The sequence below is a fragment of the Pedobacter sp. AC190 genome (assembly GCF_979258025.1).
Genome location: NZ_OZ409824.1, coordinates 5,241,118 through 5,258,954, shown reverse-complemented (window position 1 = coordinate 5,258,954; position 17,837 = coordinate 5,241,118). Strand labels below are relative to the sequence as shown.

Sequence of the window (17,837 nt, the reverse complement as noted above, 5' to 3'; positions counted from 1 at the left end):
GAATTTTAGGATTTTTAGCCCAATTGATGAAAAATGTCCAGAAGATTTGTGAACGTTTATCGTGGAGCTTGAGCTCACTTCTGCATTTTAGACATCTCATCTCTGGTGTTACAATTTAGTTCTACACTGATTTATAAAAAATAAGATCCCGTAAAATTCTAAAATTTCGATCAGAAAAGAGATGCCGGTATTGCCGGCATCTCTTTTGATAAAACGTATCTAACCCATCTAAATAGGATTACAACTCTACTATTTTCCATAACTATAAACTACTCCAATGGTCGAGTTATTCTTGTTTCCATTCGTGATTGTGGTTATAACGGAAGATTGCTTAATTGGTAATCGAAGCTCGTTGTACTGATAGGCGTTTTTAGTTAAAGTGATAATTGAGTCTATTTTGGAATTTTGATTTATATACGTAATAGCACTTTTTTCAAGTACATTGTGGTTGCTAAAGTCTTCTGCCGAACTTAATGTAACTAGGTAGGGAAAGAGTTTACTTGTATAATAAGATGGGTGTTCATCATATTGTAAAATTTGAGACTTGGATATGATTTTACTACCGCTCCTCAAAACAACTTGTTTTACCTCACTGTTTGGCAAATAAGTATATGTTGCAACCAGACTATCAGTTATTCCCTTCACCGCATTCGCAGTCCTAATCAATCGATTTTGCTTGTCATAACTGAAGGTCATGATACTGGATGATCCTTTAACAGAGGGTGAACTAGTTTCCTTTTTAATAATATTTCCGTTTACATCTGTCTCAAAACGATGTATTGATTCTAAAGTTGGTTTTCCGTTTCGAGAAATAGAACTATATGAATTAACAAAAAGGAGCTTCCCTTCAGCATTATAAATGCAACTATCTTTAGCTAATAAACCCTCATCGAAAAAGGTAGTGATTTCTAATGGCTTTTTATTTGAACCATAGGTGATTTTAGTAGTAAAACTATCCGCCTCGGTAATTGATGTGAGTTGAGTTTTGCTCGCATCAACTGGTGGGTTCGTGGGTTGCCCAGCTTTATCCTTGTCAGGAGTAATAATTGGATCTAATTTACAAGCTTCGAAAGTTGTAAAGGCTGCACCAAGGAATAAAATTTGGAATACGTTTTTAATTTTCATAATTTTTAAATTAGGCATGATTTCACTATGTGGATTTGGTGAAGACTGAATTTTTATTTTGAAGATTTCCCTCGTCCGGTATTCAAGAAATTCTTAGAGGTTGTAAACATGAGCAAAAACTAAAATTTATATCCAATGCTTGCACTGTACACCTTTAATTTTTGATTTTCCTGTTTATATAAACTGGTGATACCTTGGCTGTACCTTACATCAAATGTGAAGCCTCCAAAGTCTACCCCAGCGTTAATCAGGGCACTTACAGTTGTTTTTTTACTATCAAAGTTCTTGAAAAGCTGATCCTCCTTTAAGTGATAGTTCACTTCTGGCCCAGCAGATAGGCGTACGTTAATCTTCTCCCTGTTCATTATCTTATAGCCAACCATTAAAGGGATATTCAATTCGCGACTTTTTCCATTAATTCTAATTGAATTGAAATTGAACTCACTTGTAAATGCGATCAAATTAACCTCGGGTTGAAAGTACAAACGTCCCCCAGTCCTCAAAAAGACCCCTGCGTTGAAACCGACTTTAGTTGATTCATCACTAAAAAGCTTGAAGCCTTTTCCTGCAGAACCAGAGCTTATACCAGCCTTTATCCCAAACTCTATAGCTGGTTTATCATTGATGCTTTTGTTTTGTGCTTTTGCCGTAAGAATAGTAAGGCAAATAAATGTTGCTGTCGAAACAGTTTTGAAATTTTTCATGTTTTTGATCTTAATTGTGTTCGTTTTTTAAACTAAATTGTTCACAATTATCATCAAACATCGATAGGCACAAAAATGTCTTTGACCAATATAACTTAAGCTATGACCAAAGTGCGTTAAGCGTGGACGAGTGATATTATAAATTCATTTGCCATGGTTAAACTGGCGTATATTTTTTAATGGTATTTTTTATTCCAACTGCACCTATTGATTTTGAACAACTAAATCATACACTATATCAATAAAGGTGCTTTCTTTTGAAAGAAATCTCTTTTTTAGTTCCGATTACCTAAAACATTACTACTTACTTAAAAGATTCTTATATACAATATTATCTAGCAGTTCCTCTCTTCTTTGTTTCGATAACGGTAATTCCGTATTATTGATAAAAATCCTTCCTCCAGAAATAGATTCGATATGATTTATATTGGTGATGAAAGATTTGTGATTTCTGATAAACATATCCCTAGGTAGATTTTCTTCAATTTGAGTCATAGTCTGATGTATAATGACCGTTTCATGCTTGAAATATAGTTTAAGGTAATTTTGCATCCCTTCAATATATAATATATCGTCAAATTTAATCCTACGAAAATGGTCTCCCAAACGAATATATGCACTTCCATTCTCGCTGTTTTGCTGAAATGAAATCGAAGAAGTGAATCGCTCTCGGGCTTTTGAGACCGAGCTGAAAAAACGCTGAAAAGATATAGGCTTCAGTAAGTAGTCAACAACGTTTAACCTGAATGCATCTAATGCATATTCAGAATAAGCCGTTGTTAGTATTGTTAATGGAGGACTTTCTAATGATTCCAGTAATTCTAAACCACTGAGATCTGGCATATTAATGTCAAGAAACATTAAATCAATTTCACCTCTCTCAAGTACCATCGCAGCCTCAATTGCTGAAGAAGAAGTGGCAATCACTGTGAGAAAGTCTAATTTTTGAATGTAATTTACAATACCTTGAATTGCAATATATTCATCATCAACTATCAAACAATTCATTGTTTTTATCTCGGTAATGTTCAAAGTTGAATTTTTCATTTAGTTTGATAGTTAAACGGGTTTCGTAGGTGTGTTCAAGATCGTTAATGACTAAGGTATGGTTTTCATGGAAAAGAATTTTTAGGCGCTCTTTTATGTTTTTTAAGCCTAAGCCTGAGGAATCTGTTTTTTTAGACGTTAAAATCGACTTCGAGTTGTGGACTTGTAAGTCTAGTAAATGTCCGCGCTGTTCAAATTTTATTATAATGTAATTCTGCTCAGAAGACTTCGACACATGTTTGAAAGCATTTTCAATGAATGGAATAAACAATAGTACAGGAATTTGTAAATTAGCTTTCTCTATTTTCCAACACGCCTCAACAGTTAGTTTACTACCCCACCGAATTTGTTCAATATCTACAAAGTCTTTTAGGAACTGGATGTCTTTATCCAAGCTTACTATTTGTCTACTTCCAGTATACAGCTGATAACGTAAAATATCAGAATATTTCATGAGCAGAGCCGATGCCATATCAATATTTGATTGCATCAAGATATGAATATGGTTAAGGATGTTAAACATAACATGTGGTGTAATCTGTTGCTGAAGGGTTTGCAGTTGAGCTGCTAACAGGGAATTATTCAATTTTACACTTTCCAAATAAAACTCCAGACTGCAAATGCAGATGTTTATGATAATTCCCGCTGCGAACAATACACTATAGTAATTTAACGATGTAGCCTCCAAATCAAAATATGCAGAATGTGGGAAATAGCTTTTGCTTTCGAGATAGTAGAAAAGCCAAACATATCCAAAAAAAATAAATCCAATGACTGCAGACAATACAAAAAATTGGATCAAAAATATGGCGGAGCTTTTTTTAGTGATTGCGCTGTATAACAGGTTTTTGCTTAAATATCCAGTTATCGGGTAAATAGAAACTAAAAGAAATAGTGGAAATAACAGTGCTTCGATAAAAGAAGTTTGAGAAAATAACTGAAGGAAGAAGACAAAATATAGCAAAATCCAAAACAGAATCGCCGGTGATTTCAAAAAAGTAATTATTGATTTAATAAGCATGTTCGATATACTTTCAAGATTTTAATTCTTAGCGGGATTTAATACATAATCTTAATTACCAATCTCTATAGAATTAAATCCCCATTGTTATGCCGAACAAAATTACGACAATTGCGCTTGTTAAGGCTTTGAAGTTTGAAATATTTTGGTCATAGCATTTCTTCCGTTTATCATAAGAAACAGCCTTTCGGTCAAAGATTGTTTTTCTTTTCCCACTCGTGGATTAATATTGCGGAAATCTATAATTAATAAAATAAGAATAATGAAAGGAAGATTAATGGCAACTTTTTTTGTCTTGTGGTGTGCTGGCGCTCATTCACAAATTATGTTTAAAGCAGAATATTTTGACCGGTCAAAGTATGAGGTAAATGAGCATACCATAGACGAGGATGGTGTAGGTGTTCAGGCAGGCTCGGCGTTAATATATAATAGTTCCTTGAATCTACAACTCTCCTCTAAGCTGAACGAAAATAATCAGCCCACGGTTTGGGGACTATCAGGTAATCTAGCTTATGCTAAGCTAAAAAACGGGCCTACCTCCAAAATACTTTCTTTAAATGAGATGTCGAACTTAAGCTTTGCCATTTATAATTTGAGACCACTTAATAAGAGATGGTCTTTATTATCCTCGCTCGGTGCAGGCATTTATGCTCCAACCGCTAAAGCTTCGGAGATTGGGTTTAACACATTTATAGGGAATTTTGGAGTTGTATTCATAAGACGGCTAAAACCAAATCTCGAGCTGGGTGGAGGACTCGCCTTAAATAATAACTTTGGCTATCCCATGTTGTTCCCTGCAATTTACTTCAATTGGGTAACAGAAGATAAAATCTCCCTCAAGATTTCGATGGTGAGTGGATTAGAAATTTCTGCAGGCTATAAAGTAAATAAAAATCTTGATCTGTCATTTGTTACAGAGCTGACTGGTCAAGGGGCTGTTGTTAAATCGGAAGGGAAGAGCAAAATTGTGAGCCACCAGTATGTCATTGTTGGCTTACGGCCCGAATTTAAAATTGGCAATAGAGTTACTATACCAATAACTGTGGGAATAAATGCTGGTCGTGCTCTTGAATATAGAGATAGAAGCATAAAAAGTATTTTCAGTGATGCAAATGGATATAATTTCAAGTTAGCGCCATATTATGCATTTGGCCTTACGGTAAACATAAATTGAGTTGAGTAGCAAGTTAAATTTCTTTAAGAAAAGTGCGGAGTTGAAATTCTCCCCCACAAACAATGTTAATAGCAATTTCGCTGGAAAGCATGCTTGCCGCAATCTCTCAGAGGTTAAATTATTTAGACAAATCTTAAAAGTGAAACTTTCATTCATACCTTTCATAATCATCCTTGTGTCTATTTTTTCTTTGGGTGCCTGTAATGATAAAACCGAAACCTATATCGTAACCAAGAAAAAATTTAACGACTGTGTTTACGCTTTTGGAGAGATAATTCCGCAAGACTATTTTTCAATTAAAAGTTCCAGGTTAACAGAAATTTTAAAGATTAATGTTCACGATGGGGACAATATTGTTAAAGGGCGTATTTTGGCGGTCATGGGAACAACTGAGGCGTTGAAATATAGGAAGCTTAACCAGGATCAGCTTAATCTATTTGAAAAAAATTCGCTGGACAAATCAGAACATTTGCAGGAGTTAGCTGACAAAATAAACGTTGCGAAAAAGAAAAGTGACTTTGATAAAAACAGCGCGGAGGTTTATCGGAATTTATATCTAAAGCAAGCGGTGACGAAGTACGAAGCAGACCAGCAGTTCATAAATTCAGAAATCAGTCAGTCCGTATTTTTGAGTTTGAAAAAACAATTTGAGATAAAAAAAAGAGAGCTCAGTATTTCTTTATTAGAGCAACAAAAACAACTTATCAACTCTACTGAAGTTCTAAGAAGTCCAATAACTGGGAAAATATTTTCAGTTAATAAACGTAACGGTGAGATTTGCCATCCAGATGAAACCATTATAACTGTTGGAAAGCCTGATCGTTTCAAGCTTGAGTTGCTCGTGGATGACCGGGATATTGGAAAAGTGAAAGTCGGACAGGTGGTTTATTTTGAAAATGATAGTTATCCTGGTAAATCATTAAAAGCAGAAGTTACAAAAATATATTCTGTATTGCAAAAGGACACCAGAAGTTTCAAGATAGATGCAAACGTTCGAGAAGGCAACCTAATATTGTTCCCAGGGTCGGCAACTGAAGCTAATATCGTAATCAGTACGATAAAAGATGCAATTCTTATACCTAAAAAATTCTTGCAAAAAGGTAAACTATTAGAGTTGGTATCCGATACGGGCAAGGAATATAAGCACGTACAGACTGGTCGAGAGATTGAGAATTGGATTGAAATAACTTCAGGATTGAGTTTTGGGGATCAAATCGTTATTGCTGCTAAATAAAAAAAAATCAGGCATATCATATAGATTTTTTAAAATGTTTAATCAAAAAATAGCTCAGCTTAAAAAAGATTTTGGTCTAGCCTTTTTTATCGCAGGAACTCAGCTAAGTGCAAAAAAAGGTCAAACTTTTGTAGCAGTTGCTAGTGTAACTTTCGGTATTAGTGTTTTTGTCTATGTGGTAGGTTATATCAGCGGTGTAAATCGCTACATAAGAGATATCACATTGGTAGAGTATCCTCATGTGAAACTTTTCATAGATCCCAAAATTGCGAAATTTAATGTAATCGACCGGGTTTTACCCGAAACTATAAATTTTGTTTCTCATGTCAAGATCAAAAATAAACCAGCTAATATCAGAGAGGGCATAATTATTACAAAACAACTTGCGAAAGATACACGCGTAAACGCTGTTTCATCAACCATTAATATGCAGGTTTTTTTTCATCAGGGGCCTAATAGTTTTCCAGGACGTATTACTGGGATTGATTTTGCAGATGAAGATAAAATGTTTGACCTCAATAGTAAAGTGATCGAAGGTGGTTTCGGAAATTTCGGTACCACTCGTAGTTCGATTGTAATGGGTAGTGGACTTAGTCGGAGATTAAATCTGAAACTTGGTGATAGAGTCGTATTGTCCAGCCCAAGTGGCAAGACTATGAGCACGACGTTGGTTGGAATTGTGAAGACTGGGATTTTAGAAATTGATAAAGAATTATGTTATGCAGATGCGAACATGGTTCGTCACTTTTTAGGTGTTCCGGCATCTTCTGTAACTGAAATCAAATTAAAACTAAATGATAAATCTTTAGCAAAAGAAGTGTTTGCAGAATTAAGCGGAAAATATGTTTGCAATGGCTCCTATTGGGAAATAGATAATGCTTTATTATTTGAAGGCGTCGAACTCCAAGATTTTATCTTTAATGCAATCGCGATAATTGTTATGACCATTGCGGGATTTGGAATCTATAACATTTTAAATATTATTATCTATGAAAAGATGAAAGACATTTCAATATTAAAAGCAATAGGGTTTTCCGATAGTGATATAAGAAAAATTTTTATGGCCCAAGCTTTATCTATTGGAATATTAGGTGGTTTATGTGGTGCATTTCTAGGTTTTATCCTCAGTTATATTTCATCCAATGTAGCCTATGATAGCGAAGCGCTTGCTTCTCTTCACTACCTTCCAATGAATTTCAGCCCAGTTCTTTATTTTGAGGCTTTTTGCTTTGCAACCACAGTCACTGCAATTGCTGGTTATATTCCCTCTAAAAGAGCATCTGGAACGGATCCAATCATTATATTACGAGGCCAATGACGAAAATTATTGAAGCTAAAAATCTCAATAAATATTTGGGAATTAAGAAATCGGATCATATTATAAAAAATTTAGATTTGACAATCGAAAGGAATAAACTGACTGCGATCACTGGAAAATCAGGAAGTGGGAAATCTTCATTACTCTATCTTTTGTCTACGTTAGATACTGATTTTGAAGGTGAAATTTTAGTAAATGGATTAAACATTTCTAACAGAAGTAATAGATGGCTTTCTGATTATCGAAATCGTAACATTGGATTTATTTTTCAATCCCATTTTCTGCTTCCCGAATTTTCAGTCTTAGACAACGTAATTCTTCCTGCTATCAAACTGGGTGATTTATCAAAAAAAGAGATTGATCAACAAGGGGTAAAATTGTTAGTGATGTTGGGGCTCGAAGATCATATGAGTAAAAAAGCGTCAACGCTTTCGGGAGGTCAAAAGCAAAGAGCTGCGATAGCAAGAGCATTAATTAACAATCCTGCAATTATTATGGGAGATGAACCAACGGGTAATCTAGATGCTGAAAATACTCAAATTGTCTTGAAATTCTTCAAAAAGTTAATTTCTGATGGGGGGCAAACCATTCTGGTCATCACTCATGACAATGATTTCGCCTCAAAATCTGACGTTATGATTCAAATGCGTGATGGAACCATAATATAGTCTAATTTCGTGTTGTCACGGTTATCCTAAAACCCATTAGAGGATTAGGGACATCTCGACAGTTTCGATGCAAGATGATTAAGGAAGTTTAAAGTTGCCTTTTTTGTATTTATTTTTTTGTTTCCAGACCGCTCAAAAAGAGATCCCAAGAGTGGAGTTATTTTGTACTCAATAGAAAATGTATAAGCAATAGTCCCATTGATTTACATTTTCAGGACCTGAAAAAAACAATTTAAATCAAATTCATTCTGCTTTAAAGGTAAAAACGGCCCTTTCACCGCATTTTAGTGTTTTTTTTTTATATAGCTACCTATTTTTGATTTGTATTCAATTTTCCGAAAAAATGAAAAAGAGAAAAAAAACAATTATTTTATTTGCAATTATAACATTTGTTGTACTTGTACAATTTCTGAAGCCTGAATTATTTGGGAAATTAGAGGATCGCAAAGAAACAGCCAAACTTACAGGAGTACCCGAAAAAGTGAGTGCAATTCTTGAAAAATCTTGTTTCAATTGTCATTCCTCTAGTACCGAACTTGCATGGTTTGATAAGATCACACCGATTAACTTTTTCGTAGCTTCTCATATTAAAAAAGGTACTGATCTGTTAAATTTTTCAGAATGGAACACTTTTCCCCCTGCTAAACAAAAGGCATTATTGTATTATTCTCTTAACAAAATTCGCTCGGGCGAGATGCCGCTGGCCACCTACACCTTAGCCCATCCAGCATCCAGGATAAGTGGTGAGCAAATAGAAATGATTTCATCTTATCTGATTTCAACATCTAAAAGGAAAAAATCAGATAGTGCTCAATTGAAAGTTGCAGAAATTCAATACAATAAACTACTAAATGATGAATCCGTTATAAGGAATTATGAATGGGTAAAACCAGCCCTTAATGGAATTAATTATATTCCAGATTATAGAAAATGGAAAGCAATTAGTACGACTGATCGGTTTGACAATGGTACACTGCGAATTATTTTTGCGAATGAAACAGCGGTTGAGGCAATAAAAGCGAAAAAAATTAATCCATTCCCTGATGGAAGTATACTCGCAAAAGCGGCATGGCAACAGGAACTTGCAGCTGATGGAAATGTGTCTCCAGGGAAATTTGTACATGTTGAATATATGATAAAGGATTCAAAAAAATACGCGAAAACTCAAGGCTGGGGCTGGGCCAGATGGAAAGGAGAGGGCCTATTGCCCTATGGCAAAAATGTAAATTTTGCCGCTGAATGTATTTCATGTCACAATCCAGTTCGCAGTAATGATAATGTATTTACGATTCCTCTAAATTTAAAATAGATAAAACTGACTTAAAATGAAAAAAATATTTTTGAAATACGGATCATTGATATTCATTGCTGCTTTTGTTGGATGCGCTGGCGATAATTTGAATGATCAGGCGTCAATATCAAACCTGACAAGCCTCAAAGAAAATCCATTATTACTTCATCCACTGACATCTTCTGTGTTCCCTGGTAAAAATACGATGAGTACTTTATATGGGAATGACTTAGCTTTGAATTATCGTAATAGCCATAGTGGTAGTGATTTTCCTTCCGGTTCAGTGCTTTATCATGTTACTTGGCGCCAAATTCCAGACCCAGTATGGTTTGGTGGAAAAATTCCAGGAGAAATAATATCTGTTGAAAAAGTTTCTTTTGAGCAGAATTCAAAACCAAGCTATTCACTTTACAGCGGAAGTAAAATGGAAATCCAAAAGTCAAGTGAGGACTCGGCTGGGAGGTTAATGTTTATTTCGTCACAAAAGATTTCCGTATCACCCTAGTAAATTTTTATAGTGTATTTAGGTATCCCGCATTCAAGACTTTATGCTGGGCAAGGCTCGAATTTTATGATCTCATTTCTTATTAGATAGACTCTAACTAATGACTATACGTCAGTATTTTCAGCTGATATGAGCAAGTGCGGCGGTCACCTGCATATCTGTACTACTGAAGAACGTTGACTTCTGTTTGGGCTTTAACTTAATATATGAATGTAACTTATGCCCCTGAATGCGAAAAATAAGATGAGAAAATAATATGCTGATGGTTAACCGATACATCTTTCTTCTTCCTAATGCCAGCGAAATAATCATCTTTTTAATTCAAGATTCAAGTCCGATTTCAACTTAAAGATAACAAAACTGAGGCATCAAATATTTTATTATGTTCAACACGAAAGTGATTCAATCAATGAAAACAGTGTCAATTTTTAGAACTGAGGTGGACAATCAGAAACTAGCTGATTATATTGTACTTATCTTACACGAAGATCATCCTAGCTTAAAAATTAATTTTGATCTTGATGATGTTGACAATATATTAAGGATAGAAGGTTCAAATTTTGAAAGTACAGATATCATGAGATCCCTCAACAGTTTAGGTTATTTGTGTGAAGAACTAGGATCAGTTACTTTTTGGACATACAAGCATTGCTTCTCCGCCAAATCTCCCGTTAACCTCTGTTCATGTAGTTAAAGCTATATTTTAGGGATCAGGAGATGCTCCAAAATATAGATCACAGATGAGATTGAATACAATTGAACGGTATTTTTCAAGGTTTTCCCCTGCAGCCATTTATAGAAACGCAATCGAACGAGAGCCTTCCTTTTTTGAGGAGAAATTATTGAGTAAAATATTATATCAATGATCAGTAGTAGTTTTTGTAGTAAATTAATACATCAACTACTACTGACTATCGAATGCTGCTAAGAGATTGATATATAAAGTCGATCAGGAGGGCACCATTTATTCTTTTCTGATAACTGGAAATTGAGAAATCCTTAACTCTGTGCATCCATAAGGGATAAGCGTGATGTCTTCAGTTGACTCGCTCGTTTCCAACTGAAAGATTGTGCTAAACGGAAGTGGGCCTGCCATGTCGTTATAGGTTTGCCATAACGGGATACGCCTTGCTTTAGTCTTGATCTTAATCGGAGCATTCTGTTGATTCCATGGATAATCGGGAAATTGTGTTTTGGATTTCTCCACCACGAAGTGTTCAGATATTTTTTTGCTTTCCACATCTAACAATCCATAATTCCAAGGAGTTGTAGCTTTCACCTCGAAGTATCCCGAACCGTATTCTTCTGGATCCTTTTCATTTTTTACATAAACCCTGTCTTCGCCCATTTTCAGACCATACACTAATGGTCCCCTTTCAACAGAAACCGAGTTTTCCTGCCATGTGTTTTTAAAGACATGCATCGGTAAGTTTAATTCTACCACGTCCCCAGTTTTCCATAGCCTATCTAGTTTTATGGTAGCACCCACAGCATCAAAAGCTACAACTTCACCATTTATTTTGATTTCAGCTTGTTTACACCAACTGGGTACGCGCAAGTGAAACGGAAATTTTGAACTGCGACTGGAATCCATTTTAAGGGTGAACTTAACATCTTCGTTGAATGGATAACCCGTCTCTTCAATAATAGTTAACATTGTTCCATTTCCCACGCTGAGTTTCACTTCACTTGGCGAATAGACCAGCGCAGCAACACCACGGTCCTTGGTAGAGTAGAAAAGATTTTGAGTAAATTTCGGCCATCCTTGATGCATGTTCGAGGTGCAACAAGGAAATCCTGTCAGAACACCATAACAGAGATCAGTTCCATGGTGGTTAACTTCGAAGTTCCTGGTTTTGCGCGTCGCTAGAACTTGATTGGCCTGTTGGAAGTACTGATGAGTCATATAATCATCCGAGACCTGTGCAGGTAATGCGTTGAATGAGATTTTTTCAAGCTGATCCGCATACCGCATGTCGCCTGTAATCTCCAGCATGCTCTCCAAGGAAAACATCATCTCAACCGCAGTACACAGCTCCGAACCTTGGGTAGGATTATTGCCATGCAAAGCTTCATCACCGCCATATAGACCATGCGACAGCCCGTTGTATTTGATTAGATCATCCAAGCCCTTTTTGGTTGCCTCCAAGAATTTATCCTCACGATGATGTTGATAGTAGATAATAGGCTCTTTAAATCCTTGGGCAAGGTTTACACAGTGGATGCTCGCTTTTGTTGATAAAAAATCTGTATTTGCAAATGCATTCGTATAGTCAAAGGTTTGCTTATGAATGAGTTCGCCAAGTTCCAGCAAAAATGAATCTTTGGTTATACCATGCAACCAGTAAACTAACATCAAATTGTCGCCTCCTCGGTATTTAGCCCAAAATGTCCAATTATCCAAAGGTTTACTAGGGAGCTCTTTCAACTGATATTTAAAGTAGTTCGTCATCAGTTTAATCACTCGCTGGTCTTTTGTAGCTGAATAGTATTGTTTTAAAACTTTTAACATTACCATTTTTGGCCACCAATCTCTACTGTTATCTCTTTGTAGGCCATTCTCGGGGCCATAATCCTTCCAAGGTCCAAAATAACCGTCTGCGCGCTGGCTCTTGATTGCCCATTCAATCCAGGGCTTAGTTTTAGATATAAGGGCTGCGTCATCTAGAATATACGCGAGTGGTAGTAGTCCATCGAGCCAATAAGGCCCCCTTTCCCATTGGTCGCCGTCACCGCCAAGCCATCCATTTCTATTGCCCATCACTGTAGGGTAGAGCTCATCAAGCTTTCCTGTTGAGCCCTCTTTTTGACGTACAAGCATTTCTTTCAGCCATCCCTTAGGTTTTATTGAACCAAGGGGTAGTTCCTGGTACGGATTCTGCTCTATGGTACGCTGGCCATAGACACCCATTATCTGCAAACAAACTAAGGTGATAAACGCGGAATAAAATTTCATATTATATTTTTGTAAGTTTAGTTACTAAGCTTTGGATTTGAATTGACAGCCGACTGAGGGATTAAAAACACCGATCGGTTCTCTCCATTTGGTTTGTGGGAAAGCCAACTCTTTTTTGTGAATACTCCAAAGCGGATATTATCCCTTCTCCGATGCCCTTCCCAAGCGAATTCCCATCCCAGTTCATCATGCAGGCGTCCAAAAATGACTGGCTGGGTATCTCCAGCACTAGTTTTAACGTAGTTCTCCACAACACCATATAAGTATTTTGTGTCAGCTATAAGCTCACTTCCCGACACGACCGCCTTTGACGCGTTAGTAAAACTTCTTGACCTAACCTGTGAAACCAATCTAGCGGCTTCCGTCGAATTCCCCAATCTTAACTGGCACTCCGCTTTCATCATCAAAATTTGGGCATACCTAAAAAAAGGGAAATCGTTTCCCAAATCGTAGCGGCTTCCCGTACGAACTTCGTATTTGTTCATTCTGTATCCTTGGCTTTCACCAGTAAACAAACCATCAGGAAGGTCCTTTGTAAATACCAATGCTTTCCCTGACTGGTCATAAGATCCTTTAAGTGCAGTGACGCCATCTGCCGCAAACTGAGGGCCCATGAGCCAGGTATCAGCGAGTCGTTTATCCTCTTGATCGTATGTATCGATAAATTGTGGAACGCCCATGGCTGAGCCAGAACCCCAAGGAGAAGCTTGCAATAAAACTTTATCTTTCAACGCTCCATGCCAAGAGAACATTTCGGGATAAAAACCGCTACCTACAACCTCATCGAAAGGTATTGCGAAAATAATCTCACGGGAATTTTCGTTCTGCGTAGCAAAAACTTTTCTATAATCCGCTTCTAAATTGTATTTTCCAGAATTAATTATATCATCAGTTTCCTTTAGACATTCATTCCATTTTGATTGTCCGGTATAAACCCCTGCGTTTAAATAAACATTAGCCAAAAGCGCTTTTGCGCCCCATCTATTGAAACGACCATACATGAGTTTATTATTATCCTCACTCAAAAGTGGGATAGAGATGTTTAGCTCGCTAACAATAAAATTGTAGATTTCCTTTCTTGCTGTTTTGGTAGGTAATTCAGTCGATGTTGTCGTTACCAACGGCGCATCACCATAATTATCACAAATAAGCCAATAGTAAAATGCTCTTGTCGTTTTCATCTCTGCAATCAGCTGCACCTTTGGAATACCTACTGGAATAGGGATAATACCGCTCTCCAGCTGTTCAATAACCCGGTTTGAATTAATAACACCACGGTAAAGCCCATTCCATAAGTTGGCTAATTGAGGATTTTCCGAATTCCAACTGTGTGTATGCATACGTTTGAAGATTCCTCCATCATCCCAACCTGACCCGTTCGCTGGCATTACCAGTTCATCAGAAGTAGTTTCCTGCATCATGAAATAGTTTGTATGGTTAAACATACCACGCATGTTCGCATAAACGATACCCATCGCTTGATAGGCATTTTTGTAATCGTAAGTGTTTTGCGTAACATCAGAATATACAATCTCATCGAGATCATTATTGCACGAAAGACATAAGCCAATCAAACCCAAGAGGGAAAATTTTTTAATTGTTGTTTTCATATTGAAAGTTAAAAGTTGAACATTGCACCGATGGAGTAAGTAGAAGTTGCCGGATATCGGTCCCTATCATCAAGGCCAGGTGTTAGCCCAGCGATGCTTACCTCAGGATCTATTCCCTTATATTTAGTGAAAGTAAACAGGTTGGATCCTGAGGCATATATTCTAAAGTTCTTAATCGGCGTATTTCGGAGTTTGAAATTATAACCTAGCGTAAGATTATCTATTTTCCAGTAATCACCATCCTCAATATAGTAACTTACATAATTTAAGGATTGATCATCTGCCAAAGGACGCTTTCCATAAACGTTGTCGTAAGCAGTATTTAAAAGATTTCCTCTTGTTAACATTACTGGAGATTCATAAAACATTCTCGGGGAGTTAAGGATTTGAAATCCGAAAGCTCCTCTCATGACAATGTTTAAATCGAAATTTTTGTACACAAATGAATTGTTCCAGCTCAGGAAATGTTTGGGTAACCCATTGCCGATTATTTGCTTATCGTCTGCCTGTTGCTGAGCAATTGGTTTTGGTTTCCCGTCCTTTCCCTCAATGATCCAATGGCCAGATGCATCAATATCGATAGATTTGTATCCCCAGAAATTTCCAATCGGCTGACCAATTTGTACCCTACTTATTGACTGCTGAATTGGAGAGCCCGTGTCTCCGGTGTCAAAAAAACCACTAGCAAGTTGGAAACTTTCATCAGAAAGCGAAACCAACTTATTACGATTGGTAGAGTAATTAAGAGTTGTAGTCCATTTTAAGTTTTTGTCATTGATAGCGAGTGCATTCAGCTGTATCTCAATTCCCTTGTTTTCCATGGAAGCGGCGTTTGCTCGGATGGTGTTGTACAAATACGGGGGGGTAGGGACTGTATAATCTAGTAAAAGATCTTTTGTAGTACGCTGGTATAAATCGACTACGGCGGTGATTCTGTTATTGAAAAAGCCTACGTCCACCCCTACATTTGTTTCAAGTTTCCTTTCCCACCTCAAATTTGGATTAGCATTTGTTGAGGGGTTGATTGCCTGAACCCATTGGCCATTTACAAGAACTTGGGTGTTGAAGTTCAGCCGGTCAAGAGACATGTATGGATCTAGTGGCTCCGTACCTGTAACCCCGTATCCTCCTCTTATCTTTAAGGAGCTAATTGTTTTATTATCCGTTAAAAATTGTTCATTCTTTATATTCCACCCCGCGGATACGGCAGGGAAACTGCCATATTTGTAGTTGGCTCCGAATTTGGAAGAGCCTTCTCGCCTGATGCTAGCCATCAATAAATATTTATTATCAAAACTGTAATTTAACCTAAAAAAGTAGCCGACAAGTTTGTTTTGACTCTGATAAGAATTGATTTCGGCTTCACCACGCTTAAGCGCAAGCCCTGACCCCAAGTTATTATAAGAGAAATCATCGGCTGGAAAATCCCAATTCTGCGACCAGTAGTCTTGATAATTGTTTTGTCTCCAACTATAACCTGCCAGTCCGGTGAGATCATGTTTCAAAAACGTCTTAGTATAATTTACAGTAAGTTCTGCCAGATCTTCTACCGATCGTGTAGTTCCTCTTGATGCATAACCATTCTTTCTATCTCTTCGAGTTGAGATGTGCTGCTTGGACTCATAAAATCCACGAGCACTGTTAAAAAGATCCCTAGAGCCTAAAAGCATGATCTTTAGATTGTCAATGGGCATGTACGTAATGGAAGCCAAGCTTCTAAAATTGCTGTTCTGAATCAACCCGTCAGTTTCTTCCAATAAAGATACTGGATTGGCGTAATCAGTCTTGTCTGTTCGTTCCACATAGATCCCTTGCGCATCTCTAACTGGATCAGTGGGATTAAAGATTAGGGCGTTTCGATACACGTCAGCCCGGTAGCTGCTTCCATCGCCACCCGAGAAATACTGTTGCTGATATCCGTTTAGATTTACATTCAGCTTTAGTTTTCCCTCAAACATATTGTGGTTGATCTCAAGCCTGGGATACAAAATATTATTGTCCGATTTTCTAATTAAACCCTCTTGCCTCCGATAGTTGACATTGGCGATATAATTGGTGTTTTTTGTGCCTCCTTTTACACTAACATTGTAGACCTGGGAAATCGGATCTCGAATGATTTCATCAAGCCAGTTTGTATTCGCGCCGTAGTCAGCTGCTCCTGGCTTACCTTGAGCCACTAAGACGCGATACTCCTCAGCGGTCATGAAATTCAGCCTTTTTGTTATGCGCTGCGTCGATATGTAACTATTTACATCTATGGAGGGCGGTAATTCCCCATTGACTTTTCTGGTCGTGATCAGAATAACCCCATTTGTTCCCCTAGTTCCATAAATAGCGGCGGCTGAACCGTCCTTTAATACGTCAACAGATTCTATATCTTCTGGAGCTACTGTTGTCAGTGTTCCAGGTACACCGTCAATTAACACCAGTGGTTCTCTGCCCGAGAGGATTGAGGTGATTCCCCGGAGACTGATTTGTGAACTCCCAGTAGGATTCCCATCTGATGTGTTGACACTCAAGCCAGCTACTTTTCCTCGGATCAGCTGACCCGCATCTCTAACTGCTCCCTTAACAAAATTATCGGATTTGACCGTAGCAACTGCGCTGGTTACTCGCTCACGTTTTTGCGTGCCATAGCCGATAACTGCAACTTCATTTAAAGAATTTGAAATTGCTGAAAGTCGCACATTTACAGTGGTAGTTGAATTGATTGTGATCTCTTGAGTGTTGTACCCAATTGAACTAAATACCAAAATTCGATCTTCCTGTTGCAACGTGATAACGTATTTACCCTGCTCATCGGTAATTGTACCTGCGGTTTTGCTCTTCACTTTAACACTCACGCCTGGAATACCAATTCCGGATTCATCAACCACCGTACCGCTCACTGTTGATTGTAGGATACTTGAATAAATGGTCTTAGTATTTTTGAAACTGGCTGAAGCAGTGAATACAAAGATTAGATTGTAGAAAATTACCTGTGCGAGGGTACGCCTTAACAGGTGCCACCTCCAAAGCGTTTGCAAATTTGGTTTCATTTTAATGAAGTTTGATTTATATTTGATTAGTTTCTTAGAATACCTGCTTAACACCACTATAGACTAGGGCATTACCGTGGTTATCTATGCAAAGGAACGCTTACGATGAAACAAAGCCTTAACATAGCGTATCAAATGCTATTCAA

The 17,837-nt window shown here is 37.3% G+C and carries 13 protein-coding genes; 6 read left to right on the top strand and 7 right to left on the bottom strand.

The window, feature by feature from the left end:
• Positions 1 to 249: 249 nt before the first annotated feature.
• The 4 genes from ACZZZI_RS22795 to ACZZZI_RS22780 all read right to left on the bottom strand — a co-directional run bounded on the left by ACZZZI_RS22795 (position 250) and on the right by ACZZZI_RS22780 (position 3,477).
• Positions 250 to 1,125 carry a hypothetical protein gene (locus ACZZZI_RS22795; protein ID WP_463491722.1) on the bottom strand — a complete coding sequence of 292 codons (876 nt, stop codon included), beginning with the start codon at positions 1,123 to 1,125 and terminating at the stop codon, positions 250 to 252.
• A 119-nt stretch (positions 1,126 to 1,244) separates the two neighbouring features.
• The gene (locus tag ACZZZI_RS22790; RefSeq protein WP_463491720.1) at positions 1,245 to 1,829 is read right to left on the bottom strand and encodes a porin family protein; all 585 of its coding nucleotides are present in this window, start codon (positions 1,827 to 1,829) and stop codon (positions 1,245 to 1,247) included.
• Positions 1,830 to 2,129: 300 nt separating this feature from the next.
• The gene (locus ACZZZI_RS22785; protein ID WP_463491718.1) at positions 2,130 to 2,876 is read right to left on the bottom strand and encodes a LytR/AlgR family response regulator transcription factor; all 747 of its coding nucleotides are present in this window, start codon (positions 2,874 to 2,876) and stop codon (positions 2,130 to 2,132) included.
• Positions 2,818 to 3,477 (bottom strand): sensor histidine kinase, encoded by a 660-nt coding sequence (locus ACZZZI_RS22780; RefSeq protein WP_463491716.1) that lies wholly within the window; start codon positions 3,475 to 3,477, stop codon positions 2,818 to 2,820. The genes ACZZZI_RS22785 and ACZZZI_RS22780 overlap by 59 nt, the downstream gene beginning before the upstream one ends.
• Before the next feature lie 682 nt (positions 3,478 to 4,159).
• Here ACZZZI_RS22780 and ACZZZI_RS22775 point away from each other — a divergent pair.
• From ACZZZI_RS22775 to ACZZZI_RS22750, 6 genes are all read left to right on the top strand, one after another.
• On the top strand, positions 4,160 to 5,071 hold the full coding sequence (locus ACZZZI_RS22775) for a DUF6268 family outer membrane beta-barrel protein (RefSeq protein ID WP_463491715.1): 912 nt from the start codon (positions 4,160 to 4,162) through the stop codon (positions 5,069 to 5,071).
• A gap of 1 nt (position 5,072) precedes the next feature.
• The gene (locus tag ACZZZI_RS22770; protein WP_463491713.1) at positions 5,073 to 6,305 is read left to right on the top strand and encodes an efflux RND transporter periplasmic adaptor subunit; all 1,233 of its coding nucleotides are present in this window, start codon (positions 5,073 to 5,075) and stop codon (positions 6,303 to 6,305) included.
• A gap of 34 nt (positions 6,306 to 6,339) precedes the next feature.
• Positions 6,340 to 7,623: an ABC transporter permease gene (locus ACZZZI_RS22765; RefSeq protein ID WP_463491711.1), complete on the top strand. Its 1,284-nt coding sequence runs from the start codon at positions 6,340 to 6,342 to the stop codon at positions 7,621 to 7,623.
• Complete coding sequence (locus tag ACZZZI_RS22760) at positions 7,620 to 8,291, top strand: ABC transporter ATP-binding protein (protein WP_463491709.1); 672 nt, start codon at positions 7,620 to 7,622, stop codon at positions 8,289 to 8,291. The genes ACZZZI_RS22765 and ACZZZI_RS22760 overlap by 4 nt, the downstream gene beginning before the upstream one ends.
• Before the next feature lie 343 nt (positions 8,292 to 8,634).
• Complete coding sequence (locus ACZZZI_RS22755; protein ID WP_463491707.1) at positions 8,635 to 9,600, top strand: cytochrome P460 family protein; 966 nt, start codon at positions 8,635 to 8,637, stop codon at positions 9,598 to 9,600.
• Between the two features lie 16 nt (positions 9,601 to 9,616).
• On the top strand, positions 9,617 to 10,087 hold the full coding sequence (locus ACZZZI_RS22750) for a hypothetical protein (protein ID WP_463491705.1): 471 nt from the start codon (positions 9,617 to 9,619) through the stop codon (positions 10,085 to 10,087).
• Between the two features lie 964 nt (positions 10,088 to 11,051).
• Here ACZZZI_RS22750 and ACZZZI_RS22745 read toward each other — a convergent pair.
• Genes ACZZZI_RS22745 through ACZZZI_RS22735 form a run of 3 tightly spaced genes read right to left on the bottom strand, consistent with a single transcriptional unit; the run spans position 11,052 to position 17,691 of the window.
• Entirely contained in the window at positions 11,052 to 13,043 is a 1,992-nt protein-coding gene (locus ACZZZI_RS22745) for a beta-L-arabinofuranosidase domain-containing protein (protein ID WP_463491703.1), read from the bottom strand.
• 17 nt (positions 13,044 to 13,060) lie between these two features.
• Entirely contained in the window at positions 13,061 to 14,617 is a 1,557-nt protein-coding gene (locus tag ACZZZI_RS22740; RefSeq protein WP_463491701.1) for a RagB/SusD family nutrient uptake outer membrane protein, read from the bottom strand.
• A gap of 44 nt (positions 14,618 to 14,661) precedes the next feature.
• On the bottom strand, positions 14,662 to 17,691 hold the full coding sequence (locus tag ACZZZI_RS22735; protein WP_463491699.1) for a SusC/RagA family TonB-linked outer membrane protein: 3,030 nt from the start codon (positions 17,689 to 17,691) through the stop codon (positions 14,662 to 14,664).
• Positions 17,692 to 17,837 lie beyond the last annotated feature (146 nt).

Bases quoted from the DNA above. Each gene is read 5' to 3' on its own strand.
- ACZZZI_RS22795 (WP_463491722.1), bottom strand. From the start codon at position 1,125: ATGAAAATTAAAAACGTATTCCAAATTTTATTCCTTGGTGCAGCCTTT.
- ACZZZI_RS22745 (WP_463491703.1), bottom strand. From the start codon at position 13,043: ATGAAATTTTATTCCGCGTTTATCACCTTAGTTTGTTTGCAGATAATG.
- ACZZZI_RS22785 (WP_463491718.1), bottom strand. From the start codon at position 2,876: ATGAAAAATTCAACTTTGAACATTACCGAGATAAAAACAATGAATTGT.
- ACZZZI_RS22735 (WP_463491699.1), bottom strand. From the start codon at position 17,691: ATGAAACCAAATTTGCAAACGCTTTGGAGGTGGCACCTGTTAAGGCGT.
- ACZZZI_RS22750 (WP_463491705.1), top strand. From the start codon at position 9,617: ATGAAAAAAATATTTTTGAAATACGGATCATTGATATTCATTGCTGCT.
- ACZZZI_RS22765 (WP_463491711.1), top strand. From the start codon at position 6,340: ATGTTTAATCAAAAAATAGCTCAGCTTAAAAAAGATTTTGGTCTAGCC.
- ACZZZI_RS22790 (WP_463491720.1), bottom strand. From the start codon at position 1,829: ATGAAAAATTTCAAAACTGTTTCGACAGCAACATTTATTTGCCTTACT.
- ACZZZI_RS22760 (WP_463491709.1), top strand. From the start codon at position 7,620: ATGACGAAAATTATTGAAGCTAAAAATCTCAATAAATATTTGGGAATT.
- ACZZZI_RS22755 (WP_463491707.1), top strand. From the start codon at position 8,635: ATGAAAAAGAGAAAAAAAACAATTATTTTATTTGCAATTATAACATTT.
- ACZZZI_RS22775 (WP_463491715.1), top strand. From the start codon at position 4,160: ATGAAAGGAAGATTAATGGCAACTTTTTTTGTCTTGTGGTGTGCTGGC.